Below are 23,158 nucleotides of genomic sequence, written 5' to 3' on the forward strand. Positions count from 1 at the left end.
CTATAAGATAGATATATTTTATTGATAAAATCACTGGGCGTATAGTGGCACTGTTATTTCATTTTATGGGTGTTAACCCAGCGGAGTTGCGTGTGATTGAAGTTGGCAGTGCGGTATTTTGGCGAGGCACTTTGGCCTTGGTGATTGGCTCATTCATGATTTTTGCCAATGTGTATGTAACACAGCCTTTATTGCCGATGATCGCGAATGAATTCGCCATCAGCCCACTGCAAGCCAGTGGCAGCTTCACCATTACCACACTGACTCTGGGCATTTCATTGCTTTTTTATGGGCCGATCTCTGACGCTCTTGGTCGAAAAGGCATCATGGTGATGACCATGGTGGGCATCACCTTAACCACCTTTTGTTTGTCCTTAGTACAAAGCTACGAATCACTGCTTGCATTACGCGCGTTGCAAGGCTTCTTTCTGGCAGGGTTGCCAGCCATTGCGGTGGCGTATTTGGGAGACGAGTACACGCCTGAAGCGTTACTGGTGGCGGTTGGTTTGTACATCAGCGGTAATACATTGGGTGGTATTGGTGGTCGTCTTATTGGCGGCTTCGTCGGGGAGTGGCTGGGCCGCTCTGCCACTTTTGCCGTAATGAGTGCCATCAGTCTGATGTGTTTGCTCGCTTTTTTCTTCCTGCTACCAAAATCTCAACACTTTGAGCCAAAGCCTCTTCGTGTTGGTCATATATTGAATAATATGAAAAGCCATTTGCAAAACCGTCGATTACTTACCTGTTATTTGATTGGTGGCTTCAGCTTCTTCATTTTTATCAATCAATACAGCTATGTGACCTTCGTTTTAGAGGCTGAGCCATATAACTTAACTGCGAAGTACGTCGGCTTGCTGTTCTTAACTTATTTATCTGGCACCTTGGGTTCGGCAATCTCGGGTAAACTCGCCAAGCGTTGGAGCCAGCCCAATATTATGGTGTTAGGCACCTGTATCTTTATGTTTGGTTCACTGGTGACGCTTGGAAATTCGTTATTGGCGATCATTGTGGGCTTACTCATAAACAGCTTTGGCTTCTTTCTATGTCACTCAACGGCCAGTGGGTTTGTTAGTCGCAACGCCAAACACGCCAAAGCCAGCGCCTCTTCTTTGTACCTTGTTTTCTATTATCTTGGGGCAAGTTTAGGCGGATTCTACCTAGACCCATTTTGGCAAGCGAACGGTTGGACCGGCGTTGTATTGGGGTCTTGGATAGTGCTCGGCGCGGTTGTTTTGGCGGGAGTGAGTTTGGTTTTAGACAACAAAAAAACCTTGTCGCTGAATGTTTCCCATTAACAGGGTAAAATTAGTAGTACCTACTAACTCTTAATAGAGCCAAATGCCGACAGGAGCGCTGGAACTGAGTCGAGCCTAGCGTTTATTTTATTGCCCTGATATTCATGAAAAGCTGTCATAAATAGCGTATTAAAATTACCATGCCCCCTAATACGCTATTGAAGATTACATGCTGAGTAAAATATGAACACTAAAATATACAAAGAAGTCCTATACCTCGCCAAGGAACTAATGACCTGCGCCAATAAAAAAGACCAAGCGGGTTTTGATGGGTATTACCAAGAATTAAAAACCATCTGTGATGACAACGACGGCACAGACAAAGACCACCCAGTTCAGTGGGAAACCCTAGGCGACTTTACCGACGACTTAGAGCAAGCCATTGTCATCTACGATAAAGCCTTAGAAAAAGCCGCTGCTATAAACTCCAAAGATTACCTTTCCTCCATCGGCTTTTCGGCAGCGCAATTGAAACTAGAGCTTGGCGACAACGCGGGTGCCATTGAATACCTAGAACAAGCTAAAATTCACAGCAACAAGATAATCGACAAAGAACTAAAGGCAGAGATTCACGACGTATTGTTTGATCTGAAAAAAGCCTAACGCAACAAAAGAGACACAGAATGGAACGTCCGACCAAGGAACAGATCAGCGCATTGCCTTTGTACATTGGCCTTGGTCTTTCTAATATCTACATCGTTGAAAATGAGCAGCAGGCGACGGACGCTTTGCACGTATTGTTAACGGAACCTCGGCTTGGCTTCGACACCGAAAGCAAACCGATTTTCCAAAAAGGCCAAGTTAGCCCCGGCCCATCGCTGATTCAACTAGCGACGGAAACAACCGCTTTCCTTTTCCCAACACGATTTCCCTGTGCGGTAGCGGCTGCCAAGCAAATACTGACCAACCAAAATATCAAAAAAATTGGCTTCGGCATCAAAGACGACAACAAAGAACTGCGCAATAAACTCAACATCGACATCACCAATACGCAAGACTTATCCGTCACCTTAAAGCAACTGGCAGGTGAGAAAAACAGCATCGGCGCCCGCGCCGCCGTCGCCATGGTACTGGGGAAACGTCTTGGCAAAGGCGCCCAAAAATCCAACTGGGGCGCGTATCCTCTTAAAGAAAATCAGATACTTTATGCGGCGAATGACGCGCATTCGGCTATTTGTGTGGAGAGGGCGTTGGTTTCATCGAGGCCTTAGTCTCTTCCCCTTTTCAAGGGGAAGACGGAAGATGGGGTTATTGGTTCCATTCAAACGCTTTGTATTTCCGACCTTTATTTCCGCTCTGCTGAGCGGGTAACTTTTTGCAAGCGCCCAAAAAGTAACCAAAAATTCGCTTTAAGATCTTTAATGCCTGATTTTCTTCATAAGCGCATGATTGCTACCTACGCTCGTTATATCGTAAGGCATAGATTGTTTTTGCAGGCTGGAGAGAGGATGTTTTTAACTGACTCTGAAACTCCATAAGGTCGCGCAACTTCGTTGCGTCGAACTGACTTCTTCGGAATTGCAATGATGGAGAACCAAAAGCGTAGGGCGTCATGAATGAAGCGACTATTTAATAAATAAATGCCGTTGAAGACGAAGCTTTTATTGCAGGGCTGATAGGTGGTTTTGTAACAAATAGGCGCTTATCCACTGAAAGAACATCAAATACTGTATGCCGCGAATGATGTCCATTCGGCTGTTTGTGTGGAGAGGGCGTTGGTTTCATCGAGGTCTTAGTTTGTTCCCCTTTTCAAGGGGCTGTTCGAATGTTTCTCAGGCTTGAAACAAACGGCGTTCGAGAAGAGATTGCATATCACGACGACCATCGGCGATCACCATGACATAAACCGACTGCGAACTGATTCGATAAATAATACGGTAGGGTTTGAAATAGATTTCTCGATATTCGCGTAGGCCGACAGCTAGCAACTCATTTGGATAAGTCCCGCGTTCTGGATTATCGGCAAGGCTTAAAAATACCTCTTCAATGTTGTCTAGAACGTAATCTGCTTTTTCTAGAGCATCATGAGATTCGATATAGTTGTATAGAGTCTCAAGATCGTAAGCAGCATCATCAGTGAGAAATACCTGATAACTCATTAGCGGCTTTTACTCCGATTACGAAGCTTGGCGACAAGATCACCAGCAGGCTGAACTTTACCTTCTTCTATTTGACGCTGACCTAGGGCTAACATCTTAAGTAACGCCATCGTTTCTTGAGTTTGCTCATAGCTTTTGATGTCTTGTATAACCGCCTTAGCTTCACCGTTTTGAGTGATTACCATCGGCTGCATGTTAGTCGACAGGCTACGCACTACCTCAGCAGCATGAGCTTTCAAATAGCTAATAGGTTTGATTTGATCTGATAACTTCATGAATACCTCTTCGTTACGACCAAATATAGTCCTTAAATAGGTTGTCGGTCAATGAATGGTCTTGATGCAAGCTTAACTCAGGAGTTTAATTTTCATCTAATGGAATGGTCCACCCCGCCCCCATATCGGCTTCAAATGAGCCATGATGAAGTGAGTTGTGTAAACAATGTCATTCATCAAAAGAAACGGAGCGAACCATGAACGAGCATAGCAAAAAAGGTCAGGTATGTACTCTCGGAGTCGATTTGAGCAAAACCAGCTTTCAACTACACGGCGTAGACAGCCACGGGCAAACGGTTATCAGAAAAAAGCTCAGCCGTAGTAAGTTGTTGCCTTGCATCGCTAATCTTCCACCTTGCGTCATTGGTATTGAAGCCTGTGGCGGTGCACATTATTGGTGTCGTCAATTTACGGCCTTGGGGCATTCTGTTCGTATTATTGCCCCTCAATTTGTCAAACCCTATGTCAAATCGAACAAGAATGATGCTGCGGATGCAGAGGCTATTTGTGAAGCAATCCAACGCCCAAGTATGCGATTTGTGCCTACGAAAAGCATTGAGCAACAAGACATCCAGAGCATTCACCGAGTGCGTAGCCAAGCGGTTGCCCGAAGAACGGCGCAAGCCAATCAGATTAGGGGACTACTGATGGAGTACGGCATTACCATTCCCAAGGGAGTCTCCTATGTTCGAAAGCACATCCCCCTTATCCTCGAAGAGGCCGAAAGTGGCCTAAGTGACGTATTCCGGGCGTTGCTCAGTACACTCAGCGATGAAATGGTTCACTTGGATGATCGGATTGAGGCACTTGAGTTACAACTGGCAACCATCGCTAGAAACCATGAAGATTGCCAACGCTTACTCACCATTCCTGGTGTCGGCCTGCTGACCGCCACCGCACTGATCGCGGCGATTAGTGATGTGGCCGTGTTCAAAAACGGCCGTGAGCTGGCCGCCTGGCTTGGGCTGGTGCCCAGACAGTATTCCACTGGTGGAAAACCCACCTTGCTCGGCATCAGTAAGCGCGGGGATACCTACCTGAGAACCCTGATGATCCATGGTGGCAGGACAGTTGTCAGGGTAGCTGACAAACATGATGATCGCCGCAATCGTTGGGTAAAGGAGCTTGATAACCGCCGAGGCAAGAATGTTTCAGCCGTTGCGGTTGCCAATAAAAATGCGCGTATTGCCTGGGCAGTATTAAGTAAAAAAGAATCTTATCAGGCAGCAGCTTGATCCTGACCGTGCTGGGTATGAGATTCAAAGAAAAGTTAAATAGAAAAGCGGTTAACAAAGTAAATCAGCAACGAGTTGCGTGGATAAAGTACAAGTGATGGCATAAAAGGTAAGACCTGCGTTCCTAAAACCTGCTAGGGTCTAGGGCTCATAGAGGCCGATCATCTGATGAGGTAGGGGCGAGCGAATTCCATCAGGGCCAGAGGTTATAAAACCTCAGCTAAAGGCCGGATATATGGAAGCAATATCTTTCTGTCACACCAGTAACTTTATCTTGCATCGCGGGGTGGACCATATATGACCCTAATTGTTTTACTAATTGTTTAGATTGTTTCGGATGGTGCTAGGAAGGGGAGATTGATACTGAAACTCTATAGATGGGCGAAATCGGCTCACTAACATAAAAACCGTGAACAGATTTTGTTGGATGGAGAACAAAAACGTAGGACGCCATGAGCGAAGCGTGATGTGCCTAAGGAACATACGAACAAGTAAGACAATTTTTAGCTGACATTCAGCTTGTGACAGTATTTCCTCAGAAGCGACATTTAATCACCACTTAACCCACTTGTAAGGTACTTCAAGCACCTTACAACCGTTATTTGGACGGATTAACCCCGTGCAGAACGTATCATCTGATCTACTCGTAACAAATTTCCAAGTGCAAACAGCACGGCGAGTTTGTTGTCATTTTTAGACAGGCCTTTGTAGACGACTTTGCGGAACCCAAACTGGCATTTCAGTATTCTAAACGGGTGCTCGACTTTCGCTCGGATACTCGCCTTTAAGTATTCCGTTCGGATCAGCTGCTTGTTGAGGCGGGGGTGCTTTTTCCAAGCACGTATCTTGCTGGGCATCTCAGCTACTAACCAATCGACATTCTTATCTTTTGTTTCTGTGCGCTTTTCTACGCCACGGTAGCCAGAGTCCGCCGATACAAATGACTCATTGCCATGAAGAAGTTCCGTCAACTGGTTTAAATCGTGATCATTGGCAGGCGTCGTGGTGAAGCTGTGAACTAACCCACGCTTTGCATCAACACCGATGTGAGCTTTCATGCCAAAGAACCATTGTTTTCCCTTTTGCGTTTGGTGCATTTCGGGATCGCGTGCATTAGATTTATTTTTGGTGGAACTTGCTGCCTCAATAATCGTCGCATCAACGATTGTCCCTTCTTTAAAGTAGGTGCCAGAATCAGACAGCCATTTGTTTACTTCTTTGAAGAGTTTACGACCCAGCTTATGCTTCTCAAGCAGGTGACGGAAATTCATGATGGTCGTGTGGTCTGGGATCGCACCTTCTAATGATAGGCCAGCAAACAGCCGCATAGAGGTGATCTCGTAAAGGGCATCTTCCATCGCTGGATCACTCATGTTGTACCAGTTCTGCATAAAGTGAATGCGCAGCATGGTAGCGAGAGGGTATGGACGCCGACCATTGCCAGCTTTTGGGTAAAACGGCTCAATCTGAGCTTCGAGCTGTAGCCATGGAATCAGCTCATTCATCCGACCAAGGAAGAGCTCTTTGCGAGTCTTGCGGCGTTTGCTGGTAAATTCGGTATCGGCGAAGGAAAGCTGATTCATGTCATTCGGTCTTGAGGTAATGGTCAGATCGGCATTGTCTCATATTGGGGACTTAATCGCAGTTTCCTTAGGCGACTTTTTCATTTTCTTCCAGACCAAATGCGCAAAATACGACTATTCAAAACAGGCAAACTGAGCCAAAACCTGGAAACCATAAAAATAAACTGTTTATACCCATAAATTCCATGTCGGGCTAAAGCCGCGACCTATAGTGAAAGCTTCGCTTTCAGCGGCACATCACGCTGCGCTCATGGTGCCCTACGAAAACCTAGTCTCTACAATGAAGTCAGTTCGACGCAACGAAGTTGCGCGACTTTATGGCGTTTCAGAGTCAGTGTTTGACGAGCTATCTCACAGCGAATAAACAATCTATGCCTTACGATACAACGAGCGTAGGGGAACAGTTATGTGCCTATGATGAAAGGCAGGCATTAAAGATCTTAAAGTTACCCGCTCAGCAGAGCGGAATAAAGGTTGGGAATACAAAGTGTTTGAATGGAACATGAATTCCTACGAAAAACCAGCATCACAGATGAAGCCAGTTCGACGCGACGAAGTTGCGCGACTTTATGGCGTTTCAGAGTCAGTGTTTGACGAGCTATCTCACAGCGAATAAACAATCTATGCCTTACGATACAACGAGCGTAGGGGGACAATTATGTGCCTATGAAAAAAGTTAGGCATTAAAGATCTTAAAGAGACCTTTTGGTTACTTTTGCGGATCTGGGCAAAAGTTACCCGCTCAGCAGAGCGGAACAAAAGGTTGGGAATACAAAGGGTTTGAATGGAACCAAAGAAACCCCTCCCTAACCCTTGAAGAAAGGGGAAGGAACTCAAAAAAAAGCCCCGCAAAGCGGGGCTATCAAACTAGGGAGTGACAACGATAAGGTCACGCGCTGTTGTTACACAGCATTCTGATCCGGTGCCGTATTATTGAATACAACACCAAACGCAGTGGGTTTTCCTGTTGAATCATGTCGATGAAACAGGAATGTTTTGTTAAATGGCTTTGTTGGTTAATTCGGTATTTTTCAATACTTCATCAAGGTGTAGCCAGGTTTCGATGACGGTGTCTGGGTTAAGAGACATGCTTTCGATACCTTGGGCGACGAGCCAGTCGGCGAAGTCGGCGTGGTCAGATGGGCCTTGGCCACAGATGCCAACGTATTTGCCTTGTTCGCGACAGACGGTGATGGCCATTTTTAGCAGTTTTTTCACAGCTGGGTTACGTTCGTCGAATTTGTCGGCGATCAATCCTGAGTCGCGGTCAAGTCCGAGTGTTAGCTGAGTCAAGTCGTTAGAGCCGATTGAGAAGCCGTCAAAGTATTGTAGGAACTCGTCAGCCAGTAGGGCGTTAGACGGTAGTTCGCACATCATGATGACTTTCAGGCCGTTTTCACCGCGAGCCAAGCCTTGTTCAGCTAGCAGTTCGGTGACTTGTTGGGCTTCTTCCAAGGTACGAACAAATGGGATCATGATTTGTACGTTGGTTAAGCCCATGTCGTTACGAACGCGGCGGATGGCTTCACATTCTAGGGCGAAGCAGTCGCGGAACGAGTCGTCGATGTAGCGCGCTGCGCCACGGAAGCCAAGCATTGGGTTTTCTTCGTCTGGTTCAAACAATGGACCGCCAACAAGGTTGTGGTATTCGTTTGATTTGAAGTCAGACAAACGCACGATGACAGGCTTCTTAGAGAAAGAGCAAGCCAGTGTTGCGACGCCTTCGACCAGTTTGTCGACGTAGAATTCCACTGGGCTGTTGTAGCCGGCGATGCGGTGGTTGATCTCTTCTTGCAACGCGGGTGTCATGTCTGCGTAGTTCAACAAGGCTTTCGGGTGAATGCCGATCATGCGGTTGATGATGAATTCTAAGCGAGCCAAGCCTATGCCAGCGTTTGGTAACATGGCAAAGTCAAACGCGCGGTTTGGGTTGCCCACGTTCATCATGATTTTCACTGGCAGTTCTGGCATGTTGCCCACTTCAGAGGTGATGATGTCGAATGGCAGTTCGCCTTGGTAAACAAAGCCCATGTCGCCTTGTGAGCAAGATACAGTGACGATTTGGCCATCTTTCAATACGTCTGTTGCGTCGCCACAACCAACAACGGCTGGAATACCGAGTTCACGTGCGATGATCGCCGCGTGACAAGTACGGCCACCACGGTTGGTGACAATCGCAGAAGCACGCTTCATGATAGGTTCCCAATCCGGATCGGTAATGTCGGTAACCAGAACGTCGCCCGGTTGGATGCGATCCATTTCGGTAATAGAAGACAATACTTTTACGGCGCCTGTGCCGATTTTGTGACCAATGGCGCGGCCAGTGATCATTACCTGAGAGGTTTTCTTCAGGTTGTAACGTTCCATGCTTTGGGCGTTGGCTTGGCTACGAACGGTTTCTGGTCGCGCTTGAACAATGTAGATCTTGCCGTCGATGCCGTCTTTCGCCCATTCAATGTCCATTGGACGTTGGTAATGTTTTTCGATGATGCAGGCTTGGCGAGCTAGGTCTTGCACTTCGTCATTGGTCAGTGCAAAGCGGTTTTGGTCATCTAAAGCCACTGGGACGATTTTGACGAATTCGTCATCGCTGCCTGCTTCGGCGTATTCCATTTTTTGCGCTTTGCTGCCTAGGCTCTTGCGCACAACCGCCGGGCGATTGGCGGCCAGTGTTGGCTTGTGAACGTAGTATTCGTCTGGGTTTACGGTGCCTTGTACAACCATTTCGCCAAGACCGTAAGCGGCGGTGATGAAAACCACTTCGTCAAAGCCGGATTCTGTGTCTAGGGTAAACAAGACGCCAGACGCACCGATGTCACTGCGTACCATTTTTTGAATGCCTGCGGACAAAGACACGCCTTGGTGTTCAAAGCCTTGGTGAACGCGGTAAGAAATCGCACGGTCGTTAAAGAGGGAAGCAAACACGCGTTTGATCGATGCTTTGATGTCTGCCAAGCCTTTCACGTTTAGGAAAGTTTCTTGCTGGCCTGCGAAAGACGCGTCTGGTAAATCTTCCGCGGTGGCAGAAGAGCGTACGGCAAATGACGTGTCGTCTGTGTTGTCATCGCAAAGCGTTGCGAAAGCCGCTTCGATTTCTTGGTCAAATTCGGCAGAGAAAGTCGCCTCTTCGATCCATTGGCGAATTTTCACGCCCGTTTCAGCAAGGGCGTGAACATCGTCCACGTCCAATGCATCTAATGCTTGATGGATTTTTTCGTCTAGGCCGCTTTCAGTGATGAAGCTTTGATAAGCATAGGAAGTGGTTGCGAAACCGTTTGGTACTTGAATACCAAGGTCTGTCAGGTTGGAAATCATTTCACCCAAAGAGGCGTTCTTGCCGCCAACTTCACCGACATCTTCCATATGAAGATCTTTAAACCACTTAATAAACTTGCTCACTAGAGACTCCAATTTTTTTTATAAATGAATGGCAGGAATAGTATTTAGCCAGTTTTTCCTAGTACACCAAGTACTTGTCAAAGCACTTGATCTGGGTTCATTGTATGTAGGTGCGTTGCTTCGAATAAAATCGATTATTCGATGTAGTTTTATTTCAATCGAAAAAACGAATGTCGTTAGATAACAACAAAACAGGTGAATATTGAATGAAAGTGTATTTTGTCTCTGATGGAACGGCGATTACCGCTGAGGTATTTGGTTCGGCAATGTTGTCGTTTTTTGATGTGGCGGTAGAGACAAAAAGTGTGCCTTTTTTGATCACAAAAGATCAGGCGGAAGGGCTAAAACAACAGATCAATCTGGAAATGAAGGAAGGGGTTGCTTTGTTGGTTTTTTATACCATTGCCGATGTGGCGATCCGCGATATTATCGAGTCTTGTGACTGCCATTGTTACAACCTTTTTGGGGATTTACTGTCGCCGATTGAGCAAGCCTTGGGCGTGAAAGCACAGCCAACCGCACAGAAAGCGCATGGTATGAAAGAGGGCGTTTATGATGGCCGAATTGACGCGATAAACTACGCTTTGGCGAACGATGACGGGGCGTCGGTAAAGAATTTTACCGAAGCCGATATTATCCTACTTGGCGTGTCGCGCTCCGGTAAAACGCCGACCAGTTTGTATCTCGCAATGCAATACGGTATTAAAGCCGCTAACTACCCCATCACCGAAGACGATTTTTCTTCTCCAGGTTTGCCAAAAGTCTTAAAAGATCACAAGAAAAAGCTGTTTGGTTTGACCATCGATGCCCAGCGATTGCATGAAATTCGCACCGGTCGTATGGCGGCGAGTAAATACGCATCGTCGCGCCAGTGTCGCTATGAAGTGGACGAAGTGGAGTCTTTATATCGCCAAGAACGCATCCCTTTTTTGAATTCAACAAAACTGTCTGTGGAAGAAATTTCCACCAAAGTGATGGCTGAAATGAATTTGGTGCGGCACAGACAGTGAACGGATGCTGAGAAGTAATCGAATTATTCGATGGATTCCTGTTTTTTGCATGAAAAACACACAAAAATGGCATAAAAATATTTCAGTTAGTTCAAAATGGCATTACAAATGTCAGATAAATGTGACGAAGTCACCGGTTTAGATGCCAGTTTGTTGTGTAATTACCAAATTCGCTCTAAGAGAGTGTGAAGATAATGTTAAGAGCAGCGTGAACTGGGAGAGTATTTGTTGAATATGCTCTATAATGACAACTAATTGAACGCATCCGTCATTCGGCAGACGTGACAAACGAATACCGAGCGTTCTGAATAGTGAGATGTTCATATTTCTATTTTATAAAAGGGCGTCTTATTGAAAAAACCAAGGATAAAAATACATTGAGTAATAAAAAAATTAACGATCCCCACATGCAGCGAGAAGCGTCTAAGTACGATAATCCCGTACCAAGCCGTGAATTCATTCTAGAGTTTCTTGCCACCCAGAATAAAAGCATGGGTCACTTAGATTTATGCAAAGAGTTTTCGCTGACTGGCGAAGACGAAATCGAAGCCCTCCGTCGCCGTCTCATCGCTATGTGCCGAGACAATCAAATGACCAGCAACCAAAATGACGAATACTCGCCGATTTTAGAGAGTGACCTGATCGAAGGTTACGTCCAAGGCAATAAAGAAGGTCATGGTTTCTTGCTGCGTCAAAGCGATGACGATATTTTCCTATCTGCCCGTCAAATGCAGAACGTGATGGATGGCGATAAAGTCAAAGCACGCCTTTCTGGTCGTAGCGTTAAAGGTCGCTTAGATGGTGTCGTGGTTGAGGTGCTAGAACGTAAGCACACGCAACTTGTAGGTCGATACTATGAAGAAAGCCGTACCGCTTTCGTCACACCTGAAAACCCACGTATCGCTCAAGATATCTTGATCACCACAGATTCGGGTTTAACACCGACTCATGGTCAATATGTGTTGGCGGAAATTGTTAGCTACGCTGAGCGCGGTAAACCAGCCCAAGGTTTGGTGAAGAAAGTCTTGGGTGACTTTATGGCACCGGGCGTTGAAATTGAAGTGGCGATGCACCGTTACGAAATTCCTAACGAGTGGCCAGCGGCGGTAGAAAAGCAAATCAAAAACTTCAGCACAGAAGTAGCAGAAGAAGACAAAGCGCATCGCGTGGATTTGCGTGAGACACCGTTTGTTACCATTGATGGTGAAGACGCGCGCGACTTTGATGACGCGGTATATTGTGAAAAAACACCGGGTGGTTGGAAACTGTTTGTTGCCATTGCTGACGTTTCTCATTATGTGAAGAAAGACACCGCATTGGATGAAGAAGCGATTGTGCGTGGTAACTCTGTGTATTTCCCCGGCCGTGTTATTCCTATGTTGCCAGAAGTCTTGTCGAATGGCTTGTGTTCCCTAAACCCTGACGTAGACCGTTTGGCGATGGTTGCAGAAGTATCTTTGACGAGCAAAGGCAAGATGCGTGGTTTCAAATTTTATGAAGGTTTGATCCGTTCCCATGCCCGTTTGACTTACACCAAGGTCGCGAAAATGATCGCAGACGAGCCAGAAGAGCAAGGTGTTGAGCTGCGTGAGCGTTATGCGTCCATTGTGTCGCACATTGATGATTTGAAAGGTTTGTATCAGGTCCTAAAAGGCGCGCGTGATGAGCGCGGCGCGATGGAGTTCGATACCATCGAAACGCGCATGGTGTTTGACGAGAACTCCAAAATTGAACACATTGTTCCTGTCGAGCGTAATGACGCTCACAAATTGATCGAAGAATGTATGTTGTGCGCTAACGTAGCGGCGGCAGAGTTATTGATCAAAGCCGATTTGCCGGCCTTGTTCCGTGTTCACGAAGGGCCAAAAGACGACCGTTTGTTAACGCTACGCACTTATCTTGGTTTATTGGGATTAGAGCTAACGGGCGGTACTAAACCAACGCCAGCAGATTACGCGGCCTTGTCTGAAAGTATTAAAGACCGAGCGGATGCCCGTAGTATTCAAACTATGATGCTACGCTCTATGTCTCAAGCTGTGTATCAAGCCGATAATTTGGGTCACTTTGGTTTGAATTATGAAGCTTATACGCACTTTACGTCACCTATTCGTCGTTACCCAGATTTATTGGTTCACCGCGCGATTCGTTATTTGATTCGTGGTGAAGGTCGTCCGGCTGTGCGTCAGGCGCATCGTGTGGCAGGCAGCCCAGAACTGAAAGAACGCAAGATCTACGGCTACAACCATGCTGATATGGATGGTTTAGGGGATTCTTGCTCCTTGACCGAACGCCGTGCTGATGAAGCCACCCGTGATGTTGAAGCTTGGTTGAAATGCCAATACGTTGAACAGCACTTGGGGGAACCCTTTGATGGTGTCGTGACGGCGGTGACGTCGTTTGGTTTGTTCGTTGAGCTGCAAGGTTTGTTCGTTGATGGTTTGGTGCATATTTCGGGTCTTGGGCAAGATTACTTTGTTCACGATATGGAGCATCAAGCGATTGTTGGTGAGCGAACGGGTCGTGTTTTCCGTCTTGGTGACACGTTGAAAGTTCGCGTATCTAATGTGAACTTAGAACAGCGCAAAATTGATTTGAGCTTGGATGATAACGGCGGCCGACCACCACGTAAAAAGGTGGAGCGCAACGATATGACCGAATTGGAAATGCAATTGGCGCAATTGCCACCGATTGAATTAGGCGGTCGATCTAAGCCTAAGACGGCAGCAAAAGTAAGCGGAGATAAACCCAAAGACGATAAAACCTCTAAAGAGGATAACTCCAAAGACGGCAAAGGTTCAGACGGTAAAGCAAAGAAAAAACGCCGTTCGCCAGTGTCTAAAGGTAAACGCATTAGGCAGAAGAAATCGGGCACGGTGTCGGCAAACGGTAAGCCAACGGCGGCGGCTAAGAAGCCGAAAAAGCCTAAGAAGCCGAAAAAAAGCAATGCTAAGCCAAAAGCAAAAGATTGATCAGACATTGAAAATTGAACTTTCTAGATAAACAAATAAATGAATAAAAGGCGTATGCCCCCAAATTAATAGAGTAGATAATGTCAGATTTAGAATGGATATACGGTATTCATGCCGTGGAAAACGCGTTAAACCAACAGCCAGAACGCATCAAAGAAGTGCGTTTTCAAGAAGGCCGTGACGATAAAAAAAACCAACGTTTAGTACAGCTTTGTAAAACCAATAAAGTGCGTTACAGCGTGGTTGCTCGTCGAGACTTAGACCAATTGTTTACCTCCAGTAAAGATCGCGTGGTTCACCAAGGCGTGGTGGCTTACACCACGATGAACAAAGCGGGGAACGAAGCCGATTTGCATACTTTGATTGGTGGTTTGGATGAGACTCCGCTGATAATTATTTTAGATGGCGTGACCGACCCTCATAATTTAGGCGCGTGCTTGCGAAGTGCCGATGCGGCAGGTGCTCATGCTGTGGTGATGCCAAAAGACAACTCTGCGCCACTGAATGCGACGGTCAGCAAGGTGGCTTGTGGTGCTGCAGAAAGCATTCCGGTTTATGCCGTAACGAACCTTGCTCGTACGATGAAGAAGCTACAAGACCAAGGCGTATGGATCTTCGGTACGGCTGGCGAAGCAACACAGACCATTTACGAGCAAGACTTAACCATTCCAACAGCGATTGTGATGGGAGCGGAAGGTGATGGCATGCGTCGTTTAACTCGCGAGCAATGCGACTATTTGGTGAAGCTGCCTATGGCTGGTGTGGTTTCAAGTTTGAATGTGTCCGTAGCGACAGGCGTTTGTCTCTACGAAGTCGTGCGTCAGCGCGCTGTTAAGGCCAAAGGTTAAGGGGCACAAAGCCTTGTTTAAGCAGTTTACTATTCAAGCACCCTCGGTGCGTATTGAAGCCGAGCTACAACACAAAATCGACAATAAAACCAAACCGTTAGGTGCGCTGGGTGAGTTGGAAAGCATTGCGTTTCAGCTTGGCAAAATTCAGCAAACGACAACGCCCGATGTGTCAAAACCGCAGATGATCATTTTTGCGGCGGATCATGGCGTGGTAGCACAAGGCATCAGTTTGTTTCCACAAGAAGTCACACCTCAAATGGTGATGAACTTTCTAATGGGCGGCGCGGCGGTGAGTGTGTTTTGCGAACAACATAACGTGCCATTGCGCATTGTTGATGTGGGGGTGAATGCTGAGCTGGAAGCGCACCCTTTATTGGGTGCTCGCAAAGTGGCGTTTTCTTCGCAAGATTTCAGTCAACAGGCAGCCATGACGAGCACACAGTTAGAGCAAGCCCTTCAAGCTGGCGTTGACGAAGCGAATTTGGCAATTGACAAGGGCGTGAACCTATTGATGTTCGGTGAAATGGGCATTGGTAACACGTGCGTGTCGTCTTGCATGATGACGGCGTTGATTGGTGTGAGCGCCGAGGACAGTGCTGGGCGTGGTACAGGACTGGATTCTGCTGGGGTTTCGCACAAAGCACGTATTATTGAGCAATCATTACAGCGTGCGGAAAAAGAAACTGGCCAATTGATGTCTGACTGGAGTGCGCAAACACTGGCAGAACAAGTTGGCGGCTTTGAGATTCTGGCTATGGCAGGCGCGATGTTGCAATCGGCTCAGCGTCAAACGGTGTTTGTGGTGGATGGTTTTATCTGTTCAGTCGCGTTGTTGTTCGCTCAGAAAGTGGCGCCTGATGTGCGTGAATACGCGGTTTTTGCGCACCAATCAAATGAAAAAGCCCACAAAATGTTGCTGAGTCATTTGAAGGCCGAGCCTATTTTGTCTTTGGATTTGCGCTTGGGTGAAGGTTCTGGCGCTATTTTGGCCTATCCTTTGATCCAAAGTGCCTGTGCATTTTTGAATAAAATGGCGAGCTTTGAAAGCGCTGGCGTCACCGATTCTAAATAATATCAGTCGTACGAATAATTAGGTAAACATAGCCCATTATGAAAGGCGTTCTTGTTGGTCCCTATTGGCAAGGCTTTAAACGTAGCCTTGTTACTTATACTCGAATTCCGCTGAAGGTGGATTGGAGTGACGAGATAAAGCACATCCCAGCGGTGTGCTTTTTACCATGGATTGGACTGGTGGTTGCACTATTGAGTGCTTGGCCATTGTGGTTTGATTGGTCATCTGCGTTGCAGGCATTGTTGATGCTGTTGACCGCTGTGCTATTAACCGGTGGATTTCATGAAGACGGTTTGATGGACAGTTGCGATGGCTTGGTTGGTGGTTGGGACAAAGAGCAGCGTTTGGCGATTATGAAAGACTCGCGTATTGGCAGTTACGCGGCGTTGTCGATTTGGTTTGCTTTGTCGTTAAAATGGCTCTTGTTGACTGAGTTATTAGACAGTATTCCCAATTCATTTTTAGGCTTTATTTATACCTTGAGCGCTTGGTGTGTGGTGCATGTCATCGCGCGGGTGTTTCCATTGTTATTAATGCACACGTTGGACTATGTGACCATGGGACAAAGTAAAGCGTCGAGTATGATTGCTAAGCTAACGTCCAGTCACTGGTTGGTCGCGTTATTGCCCTGTTTGCTGGTTGGAATCGTGGCATTTAGTCTATTTGATCTTCTTGTTACCTTGCTGTTTTGTCTTGTTGTAGTGGCATTGATTCGCTTTTACCTGCGTAAAAAAATTGCTGGTTTCAATGGCGATACATTGGGGGCGAGTGAGCAGATTGGTGAGATTTTTGTCATTGTCTGTTTGTTGGTGTCGTATTCATGAAGTTGTATTTGATTCGTCACCCGAGACCGGATGTTAAGCAAGGTTTGTGTTATGGCGACATGGATGTACCGTTAGCAGACGGTTGGGAAGCAGGGGCTGCGGCTCTAAAAGCTCGCCTCGGTATAAACTTTGATGATGCGTCGAATGCGTGTTTTCACAGCCCTTTAATTCGAGCGGCAAGGCTTGCTGAGTACATAAGTGATGCACGTTCTCATTCGGTTGATGCATTAAAAGAGTTAGATTTTGGGCAGTGGGAGGGGCTGTGTTGGCAGGATATCCCAAAAGCCGAAATCGATTCATGGGCGAGTGATATTGTCCATTGCGCACCTTATCATGGAGAGTCGTTGCAGGTGGTGGCCAATCGCGTATGGGCGTGGTGGCTATCGATACGCGACTTGTCTATGGAGAACTGTGTGGTGGTGGCGCATTCAGGGGTAATTAAAGTCTTTGTTAGTTTGTTGTGTCAGTGGCCGTTGGAACAATGTCATCGCATTGATGTGGGTTTTACCAGTGTGACTGAGTTTGTTGTTTTGGACGATTTTGTTGTGTTGAAGCGTCTGGGTGCAGGCGATTGGGTTTCTGCTTAGGTTAATTCGAGAAGAATAAGAATGTTGCTATATCTTTTGGGTATGTTTGGGATTGCTGCGTTTGCCATTACGGGGGTGATTTCGTCTGGCAAAAAAGACATGGATCTATTTAGTGTTGTGTTTCTGGGAATGGTGACGTCATTAGGCGGAGGTACGATTCGTGATACGGTGCTGTCTGTCGAAACGGTTTATTGGGTGAAAGATACTTCGTATTTATGGGTGGCGTTTTTGTCGTCTGCATTGGCGTTTTTTACGGTGCGGTTTATTGAAGACAGGCAGACGGTTTTTCATTATGCCGATTCGTTTGGTTTGGCTTTATTTACTGTTGTGGCAACCGAAAAGGTGTTGCTTTTAGGCTTTCCGCCAACCATCGCCATTACGATGGGAATCATTACTGGTGTGGCTGGTGGTATTATTCGTGATGTCTTGAGCCATCGTCCGCCTTTGGTGTTGGGGCGTGAGTTTTATGCAACGCCTGCTTTTTTAGGGGCTTTACTGCTTGTACTACTTGAAAAAAACGTACCGACACATGAGTTTAACTCGATTTACGCTGTCTCTTTAGTCTTTATACTGAGGGTGTTCGCAATTCATAAAGGCTTATATTACCCAAGTTGGTTGTTGTACAAGAAAAAGTAGCGCAAGAACAATAGCATGTTAAAAGAGAGACATTATGACGGATACTACTCGAGATAAAACAAGCTCAGAGCTAAAAAGTACGGAGAAAACAGCAGAGCAAGCGGACAAGAACGAAGCGCGCTTGTTGAAAAAAAAGGCCATTGTGGATGAACGAATTGCGGCCGCAACCGAAGAACGCGGCGTTACGATTTTATTAACAGGCAATGGCAAAGGCAAAAGCTCCAGTGCGTTTGGCACCATGGCGAGAGCGTTGGGGCATGGGCAAAAAAGTGCGGTTATCCAGTTTATCAAGGGGCGCAAAGCCACCGGTGAGCAGTTGTTTTTTGGTTCTCATCCTTTGGTTGATTTCCATGTTATGGGCCATGGGTTTACATGGGAAACCCGAAACCCTGAATTAGAAAAAGAAGCCGCAGAACAAGCGTGGGCATTGGCAAAAAAAGTGTTGTCTGATCCTAGCGTACACTTTGTTTTGCTGGACGAAATTACCTATATGTACAAATATGGCTATTTAAACGAAGTGGATTTGGTTGCTGCATTAGCCGCTCGTCCAGCTCATCAAAATGTGATGATGACTGGTCGCACCGCACCAAGGGTTCTGTTGGACAATGTGGATACTCACAGTAAAATTGCCAACGAGCGTCATGCTTTTGCAAACGGTGTGAAAGCTCAAATCGGGATTGAATGGTAGTTCGCTTTGCGAGCTACTTGCTTGATTTGTAACGATTTTCTCTTGTGTTTATATTTATTTCCATGAATTCTCCTTCCTTAGCACTCTCGAACGTCCCCGTGTAAAGCATTTAAATGAGATTTATTCTCAAATTGGCTGGATTTTTTAAGATCTTTTACGATAATGATTCTCATTAAGTTTTTTATTCTTGTGGAGGATCTAATGCAAAACTGGGAACGTTTAACAAGGCAGGCGAATAAGGCATTTTCAAACCATGATTTCACGGATGCGGTCGACTTAAATCGCCAAGCTTTAATCCAAGCTGAGCGTTCATTTGATGAAGATTTCTATCGTGATGCGGAGTCGGCTGTCGCGGCTGCGGCGGTGAGTTTTTTGAATATGGCGGAATCGTACACGGCGTTGGGCGATTTTGTTTCGGCGAATACGCAGTTTGAATGCGCGGTAAATTTTTTGCAGCGTGTGATGTCCCGACCAGATATGAATAACGAGCAGCGTGATCTTATTATGAGAACCGCCACTCATATTCGTTTTGAGTGGGATTTATTCACCCAGAGTTATCGCAGAGAAGTCTCAATACAGAGTAAGGCATTAATGCAATCGTTATCCCATGCTATCTCCACATCTAATACGTTTGTTTGTCATTAGTAATGAGTTGAGGAGAGAGCATGAAATTGATGGTTGAGTGTGTATTCGTTTGCGCGGTCTTGTTAATGAGTCAAGTAGGGTTGGCCGCTGAGGGGCCTTTTGAGTCAAATGAGACGCGAGAGTTACTTCACTCTATTGGTGTTTTTGTTGGCGTTTTTGTCATAGTTGGAGGCTTTGTTTATAAACAATGGCTTCGTCGTAAAAGGTTTATGAAATAACAGGGGGAGCATCATGATGCATAGTGTGGTGGCGTTACTGGATAAGGTTGTGCGTTTTAAAACGGCAAAGGCGGATTGTGCTGTTGCTCATGGATTTGCGTTTTTATAGGGAGGAGCGTCTATGCTTCGCTTAATGAAAGTAAAGGGTGAGAACATGTCGCCGCAATTACAAGATGGGGATTTTGTTTGTATCAGTCGATGGTATCGGAAGTTGAAAATTGGTCAAATTGTGGTGGTTGATCATGCATTATATGGACTTATTATAAAAAAGGTCCTACATATTGCGCCAGATGGTCAGCTTTGGTTGGGAGGCGAAAATAATAAAAGCCTACAGTCTGAGCGTATCGGATGGGTTTCACCACGTCGTGTTGTAGGAAAAGTAATACGCCGAATCTGCTCGTCCTGATGCTGTTAAGATGGTCATAACGTTACGTCTTTTTGAACGGCACTTAATCTCCTTCTTTATTTGCGTGCTTTACAGTTAAAAATTTTTGAGGGATGAATGTATACATCTATGATGTGTACATAAAAATAGACACTCCCTGAAAATGGCCAAAAACGGCCTTCGGCTTCTGTATTGGTCTTAGTCTTATTTTTCTCTAGAATCCACGCCATTCTAATCCCGTCATTTATGTAGAGAGAAAACCATGTCGACAGCCGAGTTGCCAAAAACCAATAAACACACGCGCCTCGAAGATGCCCAAGCGGTGATTCTTGGTACCTTGATTATTGCTCTCGGCGTGAACCTTTTTACTCATGCGGGTTTATTAACCGGCGGTTCGGCGGGACTGGCATTTTTGATGCAATATTCAACACCATTGAGCTTTGGCCAGGCTTTTTTCTTGATTAACTTGCCGTTTTATATTTTGGCAATTATGCACTTTGGTTGGGAGTTCACCATAAAGACGTTCTTGTCCGTCTTCTGTTTGTCTGTGTTTGCCGACGTGACACCAATGTTAGTGACGTTTGATCATGTGAACCCTATTTACGCAAGTGTGGCCGGTGGATTCTTGATGGGGGTCGGTTTTCTGATGTTGTTCCGTCATAACGCCAGCTTAGGTGGATTAAACATTCTTGCGCGTTATCTTGCCGAAAAATATGGCATTTCAATGGGTAAATTTCAGATGATTGTCGATTGCATGATTGTGATGCTGTCCGTTTTTGTTGTGGACTATACCCTGATCATTATCTCGTTTGTTGGGGCCGTCGCGTTGAATATGATCATTGCTGTAAATCATAAACCTGGCCGCTACATGGGCAATGTGTAGAGACAGGCGATAATGCCTTCGTGAAAAAGCATAAAATAGCGACTTCGGTCGCTTTTTTTATGCCTACTTGCGATTCAATATGGCTGACGTTTCCTAACTGTGTCGTGCTCAGGTATCATTGGCACAACCAAAAGTCAGAGGAAAAGAGTTTGGAATTACTCAAAGTAGACAACCTTAACCCTTATTTGGACGATCTTGTTGAATTATTGTGTGATGCCGTGGATTCCGGTGCGCCTATTGGCTTTTTACCGCCAATGAGTGAGTCTGAAGCGAAAGCCTATTGGCAGACAATTAACGATGATTTACAGGCAAATGCGCGTCAAGTGTTACTTGTTCGAGAAGACGACAAAGTCGTAGGCAGTGTGCAAATCTCTATGTCGCCCAAAGCCAATGCATTGCATCGTTGTGATGTAGAAAAGTTGATGGTGCACACTCAAGCGCGTGAAAATGGTTTAGGTGGCATTTTAATGCAAGGTGTTGAGCGTGTTGCCGCCGCCATGCAAAGACAATTGTTGATATTGGAAGTAAGAAGCGATGACATAGCTCACGACATGTATGTGAATATGGGCTATATTCCGTTTGGTGAAGTACCTGGATACACACGCAGTGCAAACGGTATGTTGCATAATGCCACGTTCTTCTACAAAGAAATTGAAACCACCCACGAAGTATTCTCTTAATTTAAACAAAGCCATAGGCGATTCCCTTGAGACTTGATTTTTATATATCCCACGTGACCGAATTGGCGCGTAAAGCGGCAAAAATTGCTGCATCCAAAGGCCGTGTTACCGTAAATGGTGAAGTGGTTAAAAAAGCCAATTTTACGGTGCAAGAAGGGGATAAAGTATGCCTTGATGACACTCTTTTGGCGTGGCCATCGGAAGGGTACTACTTACTGAATAAACCCGCAGGTTACGTTTGCGCCACTCAAGACCCAGATCACCCTACCGTATTGGACTTGCTGCCCTCTCATTTAGGCCAAGAGCTGAAAATAGTGGGCCGGTTAGATAAGGACACGACAGGGTTGCTGTTATTGACGACCGACGGGCAGTGGTTACACAGAATTACATCACCACGAAATGCATGTAACAAACGTTACCGAATGATGCTAGCAGACCCAATCAGTGACGATGCATTAGCACAATTGGAAGAAGGCGTGATGCTGCATGGCGAATCACAGCCTACGTTACCGGCGATTGCTGAACGTATTAGTGACTGTGATATTTTCCTGACGATTCAAGAAGGCAAATACCATCAAGTGAAGCGCATGTTAGCGGCGGTTGGTAATAAAGTGGAAGAGCTTCATCGTGATCAGATTGGTCCGCTTTCGTTAGACGCCGATCTGGATGCCGGAGAATTCCGCGCTTTGACCGAAGAAGAAGTGGCTTACTTTTAAAAAAGAGAGTGAATGATGAAAGAGTTATCAATGGATGAACGCGTTCAATTATTAGTTGCGCCCGACAGTGAACGTTTGGCGTATTTTGTTGAGCAAGCGAAAGCGACACAATTGGTGTGGAGTTTGAGTAACGAAGAAGGCTTCGTTATGGTCGAAACAGACGATGGCGATTGTGTCATGGTATGGCCAGATGCTGAGTTTGCGAGCCAGTGGGCCATTGATGATTGGGACGATTGCGAGCCTGTTTCTGTGTCATTGGAGACGTTTAAAACCGAATGGTTGCCAAGTCTTACTCTGGATAATGTCACCGTGGCTGTTTTTCCTAATATTGAAGATGAAGGCAAAATATCGACGGCGGAAGAATTGACCGCATTGTTGGCTTAATACTGGAAAAGTACAGATTTTTCGGACAATGCTGATTCGTCTTTTCGGCTTTGTTCGAAGTAAATATAACTAAGGACCTAACTCCCCCATGAGCAAACGTCAAAATCATCGTGAAGAAGTCTTTGTAAAAATCCTAGAAGCGGCCGAAACGGAATTCGGGCTAAAGGGTTACAATGGCGCTAGCTTGCAGCACATCGCTGAGCGTGCAGGACTACCTAAACCTAATATTATTTATTACTTCCAGTCGAAGGCAAACTTATACAAGCAGGTGCTTGATCAAACCTTAACTGGGTGGAATGATTTATTCGATCGTGCAACGTTAGACGATGATCCTGCCTATGTATTAGACAGTTTTATTCGTGTCAAACTGAAACAAAGCTTTGAAAAAGGCGGTACGTCACGACTTTTTGCAATGGAAGTCATCGGTGGGGCGCTGCATATTGGCGACTATTTAAAAGAAGAATTACGCCCGTGGTTTAAGTCGAGAACGGAGCTGCTTCAAGGTTGGATGGACGCAGGTAAGATGCGTTCGTGTGACCCTGCTAGTGTGATTTACATGATTTGGGCGACGACACAGCATTACGCAGATTTTGAGGCGCAAGTGCTGGCGCTAAGCGGTATTGAATCACTTGGTGATGAGGACCTAAAGCGTATTGGCGATACGGTCAGTGGCATTATTTTGGCGGGCTGCGGCTTGCAGCCCCCTAAAATGGATTCTCATTAA

24 protein-coding genes are annotated in these 23,158 nt (G+C 46.0%); 20 read left to right on the forward strand and 4 right to left on the reverse strand.

The window, feature by feature from the left end; genetic code table 11:
• Nucleotides 1-92: 92 nt before the first annotated feature.
• From AABA11_RS04960 to AABA11_RS04970, 3 genes are all read left to right on the forward strand, one after another.
• Nucleotides 93-1,295, forward strand: a complete 1,203-nt coding sequence (locus tag AABA11_RS04960; protein WP_265728867.1) for an MFS transporter — start codon at nt 93-95, stop codon at nt 1,293-1,295.
• A gap of 183 nt (nt 1,296-1,478) precedes the next feature.
• Nucleotides 1,479-1,898, forward strand: a complete 420-nt coding sequence (locus AABA11_RS04965) for a tetratricopeptide repeat protein (RefSeq protein ID WP_265728823.1) — start codon at nt 1,479-1,481, stop codon at nt 1,896-1,898.
• A 20-nt stretch (nt 1,899-1,918) separates the two neighbouring features.
• Nucleotides 1,919-2,506: a 3'-5' exonuclease gene (locus AABA11_RS04970; RefSeq protein ID WP_338265921.1), complete on the forward strand. Its 588-nt coding sequence runs from the start codon at nt 1,919-1,921 to the stop codon at nt 2,504-2,506.
• Nucleotides 2,507-3,067: 561 nt separating this feature from the next.
• Here the strand turns inward: AABA11_RS04970 and AABA11_RS04975 are convergent.
• A complete protein-coding gene (locus AABA11_RS04975; RefSeq protein WP_338265924.1) occupies nt 3,068-3,394 on the reverse strand; it encodes a type II toxin-antitoxin system RelE/ParE family toxin in 327 nt (108 codons plus the stop codon).
• The gene (locus AABA11_RS04980; RefSeq protein ID WP_338265928.1) at nt 3,394-3,669 is read right to left on the reverse strand and encodes a type II toxin-antitoxin system Phd/YefM family antitoxin; all 276 of its coding nucleotides are present in this window, start codon (nt 3,667-3,669) and stop codon (nt 3,394-3,396) included. The genes AABA11_RS04975 and AABA11_RS04980 overlap by 1 nt, the downstream gene beginning before the upstream one ends.
• A 197-nt stretch (nt 3,670-3,866) precedes the next feature.
• Here AABA11_RS04980 and AABA11_RS04985 point away from each other — a divergent pair, with 197 nt between their 5' ends.
• The gene (locus tag AABA11_RS04985) at nt 3,867-4,904 is read left to right on the forward strand and encodes an IS110 family RNA-guided transposase (RefSeq protein ID WP_338264851.1); all 1,038 of its coding nucleotides are present in this window, start codon (nt 3,867-3,869) and stop codon (nt 4,902-4,904) included.
• 611 nt (nt 4,905-5,515) lie between these two features.
• Here the strand turns inward: AABA11_RS04985 and AABA11_RS04990 are convergent.
• Complete coding sequence (locus AABA11_RS04990; protein ID WP_067038543.1) at nt 5,516-6,487, reverse strand: IS5 family transposase; 972 nt, start codon at nt 6,485-6,487, stop codon at nt 5,516-5,518.
• Nucleotides 6,488-7,486: 999 nt separating this feature from the next.
• Entirely contained in the window at nt 7,487-9,886 is a 2,400-nt protein-coding gene (gene ppsA, locus AABA11_RS04995) for a phosphoenolpyruvate synthase (RefSeq protein WP_338265931.1), read from the reverse strand.
• Nucleotides 9,887-10,092: 206 nt separating this feature from the next.
• Between ppsA and AABA11_RS05000 the strand changes: the two genes are divergently transcribed.
• From AABA11_RS05000 to AABA11_RS05075, 16 genes are all read left to right on the forward strand, one after another.
• Nucleotides 10,093-10,896, forward strand: a complete 804-nt coding sequence (locus tag AABA11_RS05000; protein ID WP_338265934.1) for a pyruvate, water dikinase regulatory protein — start codon at nt 10,093-10,095, stop codon at nt 10,894-10,896.
• A 407-nt stretch (nt 10,897-11,303) separates the two neighbouring features.
• Nucleotides 11,304-13,865 (forward strand): ribonuclease R, encoded by a 2,562-nt coding sequence (gene rnr, locus AABA11_RS05005; RefSeq protein ID WP_420915711.1) that lies wholly within the window; start codon nt 11,304-11,306, stop codon nt 13,863-13,865.
• A gap of 80 nt (nt 13,866-13,945) precedes the next feature.
• Complete coding sequence (gene rlmB / locus AABA11_RS05010) at nt 13,946-14,713, forward strand: 23S rRNA (guanosine(2251)-2'-O)-methyltransferase RlmB (protein WP_265728829.1); 768 nt, start codon at nt 13,946-13,948, stop codon at nt 14,711-14,713.
• A 13-nt stretch (nt 14,714-14,726) separates the two neighbouring features.
• On the forward strand, nt 14,727-15,788 hold the full coding sequence (gene cobT, locus AABA11_RS05015; RefSeq protein WP_265728830.1) for a nicotinate-nucleotide--dimethylbenzimidazole phosphoribosyltransferase: 1,062 nt from the start codon (nt 14,727-14,729) through the stop codon (nt 15,786-15,788).
• Between the two features lie 38 nt (nt 15,789-15,826).
• Nucleotides 15,827-16,612, forward strand: a complete 786-nt coding sequence (locus AABA11_RS05020) for an adenosylcobinamide-GDP ribazoletransferase (protein ID WP_265728831.1) — start codon at nt 15,827-15,829, stop codon at nt 16,610-16,612.
• Complete coding sequence (locus AABA11_RS05025; protein ID WP_338265942.1) at nt 16,609-17,199, forward strand: histidine phosphatase family protein; 591 nt, start codon at nt 16,609-16,611, stop codon at nt 17,197-17,199. Before AABA11_RS05020 ends, AABA11_RS05025 begins: the two co-directional genes overlap by 4 nt.
• Before the next feature lie 21 nt (nt 17,200-17,220).
• Nucleotides 17,221-17,835, forward strand: coding sequence for a trimeric intracellular cation channel family protein (locus AABA11_RS05030; RefSeq protein ID WP_338265944.1), 615 nt, complete (start codon nt 17,221-17,223; stop codon nt 17,833-17,835).
• Nucleotides 17,836-17,869: 34 nt separating this feature from the next.
• A complete protein-coding gene (gene cobO, locus AABA11_RS05035; protein WP_338265946.1) occupies nt 17,870-18,523 on the forward strand; it encodes a cob(I)yrinic acid a,c-diamide adenosyltransferase in 654 nt (217 codons plus the stop codon).
• A 201-nt stretch (nt 18,524-18,724) separates the two neighbouring features.
• Nucleotides 18,725-19,168 carry a tetratricopeptide repeat protein gene (locus AABA11_RS05040; RefSeq protein ID WP_265728835.1) on the forward strand — a complete coding sequence of 148 codons (444 nt, stop codon included), beginning with the start codon at nt 18,725-18,727 and terminating at the stop codon, nt 19,166-19,168.
• Nucleotides 19,169-19,188: 20 nt separating this feature from the next.
• Nucleotides 19,189-19,386: a hypothetical protein gene (locus AABA11_RS05045; RefSeq protein WP_338265949.1), complete on the forward strand. Its 198-nt coding sequence runs from the start codon at nt 19,189-19,191 to the stop codon at nt 19,384-19,386.
• A gap of 121 nt (nt 19,387-19,507) precedes the next feature.
• Nucleotides 19,508-19,792 carry a S24/S26 family peptidase gene (locus AABA11_RS05050; protein ID WP_265728837.1) on the forward strand — a complete coding sequence of 95 codons (285 nt, stop codon included), beginning with the start codon at nt 19,508-19,510 and terminating at the stop codon, nt 19,790-19,792.
• Nucleotides 19,793-20,033: 241 nt separating this feature from the next.
• Entirely contained in the window at nt 20,034-20,654 is a 621-nt protein-coding gene (locus tag AABA11_RS05055) for a YitT family protein (RefSeq protein ID WP_338265953.1), read from the forward strand.
• Between the two features lie 149 nt (nt 20,655-20,803).
• Complete coding sequence (locus AABA11_RS05060; RefSeq protein WP_265728839.1) at nt 20,804-21,334, forward strand: GNAT family N-acetyltransferase; 531 nt, start codon at nt 20,804-20,806, stop codon at nt 21,332-21,334.
• A 26-nt stretch (nt 21,335-21,360) separates the two neighbouring features.
• On the forward strand, nt 21,361-22,050 hold the full coding sequence (locus tag AABA11_RS05065; RefSeq protein ID WP_338265956.1) for a pseudouridine synthase: 690 nt from the start codon (nt 21,361-21,363) through the stop codon (nt 22,048-22,050).
• 12 nt (nt 22,051-22,062) lie between these two features.
• On the forward strand, nt 22,063-22,434 hold the full coding sequence (locus AABA11_RS05070; protein WP_338265958.1) for a DUF2750 domain-containing protein: 372 nt from the start codon (nt 22,063-22,065) through the stop codon (nt 22,432-22,434).
• A gap of 88 nt (nt 22,435-22,522) precedes the next feature.
• The gene (locus AABA11_RS05075; RefSeq protein WP_265728842.1) at nt 22,523-23,158 is read left to right on the forward strand and encodes a TetR family transcriptional regulator C-terminal domain-containing protein; all 636 of its coding nucleotides are present in this window, start codon (nt 22,523-22,525) and stop codon (nt 23,156-23,158) included.

The sequence above is a fragment of the Marinomonas pontica genome, from assembly GCF_036322735.1.
In the GTDB taxonomy this organism is placed as follows: Bacteria; Pseudomonadota; Gammaproteobacteria; order Pseudomonadales; family Marinomonadaceae; genus Marinomonas; species Marinomonas pontica.

Bases quoted from the DNA above. Each gene is read 5' to 3' on its own strand.
- AABA11_RS04975 (WP_338265924.1), bottom strand. From the start codon at position 3,394: ATGAGTTATCAGGTATTTCTCACTGATGATGCTGCTTACGATCTTGAG.
- rlmB (WP_265728829.1), top strand. From the start codon at position 13,946: ATGTCAGATTTAGAATGGATATACGGTATTCATGCCGTGGAAAACGCG.
- AABA11_RS05020 (WP_265728831.1), top strand. From the start codon at position 15,827: ATGAAAGGCGTTCTTGTTGGTCCCTATTGGCAAGGCTTTAAACGTAGC.
- rnr (WP_420915711.1), top strand. From the start codon at position 11,304: ATGCAGCGAGAAGCGTCTAAGTACGATAATCCCGTACCAAGCCGTGAA.
- AABA11_RS05040 (WP_265728835.1), top strand. From the start codon at position 18,725: ATGCAAAACTGGGAACGTTTAACAAGGCAGGCGAATAAGGCATTTTCA.
- AABA11_RS04990 (WP_067038543.1), bottom strand. From the start codon at position 6,487: ATGAATCAGCTTTCCTTCGCCGATACCGAATTTACCAGCAAACGCCGC.
- AABA11_RS05055 (WP_338265953.1), top strand. From the start codon at position 20,034: ATGTCGACAGCCGAGTTGCCAAAAACCAATAAACACACGCGCCTCGAA.
- AABA11_RS05075 (WP_265728842.1), top strand. From the start codon at position 22,523: ATGAGCAAACGTCAAAATCATCGTGAAGAAGTCTTTGTAAAAATCCTA.
- AABA11_RS05030 (WP_338265944.1), top strand. From the start codon at position 17,221: ATGTTGCTATATCTTTTGGGTATGTTTGGGATTGCTGCGTTTGCCATT.
- cobO (WP_338265946.1), top strand. From the start codon at position 17,870: ATGACGGATACTACTCGAGATAAAACAAGCTCAGAGCTAAAAAGTACG.
- AABA11_RS05045 (WP_338265949.1), top strand. From the start codon at position 19,189: ATGAAATTGATGGTTGAGTGTGTATTCGTTTGCGCGGTCTTGTTAATG.
- AABA11_RS05050 (WP_265728837.1), top strand. From the start codon at position 19,508: ATGCTTCGCTTAATGAAAGTAAAGGGTGAGAACATGTCGCCGCAATTA.
- AABA11_RS05025 (WP_338265942.1), top strand. From the start codon at position 16,609: ATGAAGTTGTATTTGATTCGTCACCCGAGACCGGATGTTAAGCAAGGT.
- AABA11_RS04980 (WP_338265928.1), bottom strand. From the start codon at position 3,669: ATGAAGTTATCAGATCAAATCAAACCTATTAGCTATTTGAAAGCTCAT.
- AABA11_RS05000 (WP_338265934.1), top strand. From the start codon at position 10,093: ATGAAAGTGTATTTTGTCTCTGATGGAACGGCGATTACCGCTGAGGTA.
- AABA11_RS04965 (WP_265728823.1), top strand. From the start codon at position 1,479: ATGAACACTAAAATATACAAAGAAGTCCTATACCTCGCCAAGGAACTA.
- AABA11_RS05070 (WP_338265958.1), top strand. From the start codon at position 22,063: ATGATGAAAGAGTTATCAATGGATGAACGCGTTCAATTATTAGTTGCG.
- AABA11_RS04985 (WP_338264851.1), top strand. From the start codon at position 3,867: ATGAACGAGCATAGCAAAAAAGGTCAGGTATGTACTCTCGGAGTCGAT.
- AABA11_RS04970 (WP_338265921.1), top strand. From the start codon at position 1,919: ATGGAACGTCCGACCAAGGAACAGATCAGCGCATTGCCTTTGTACATT.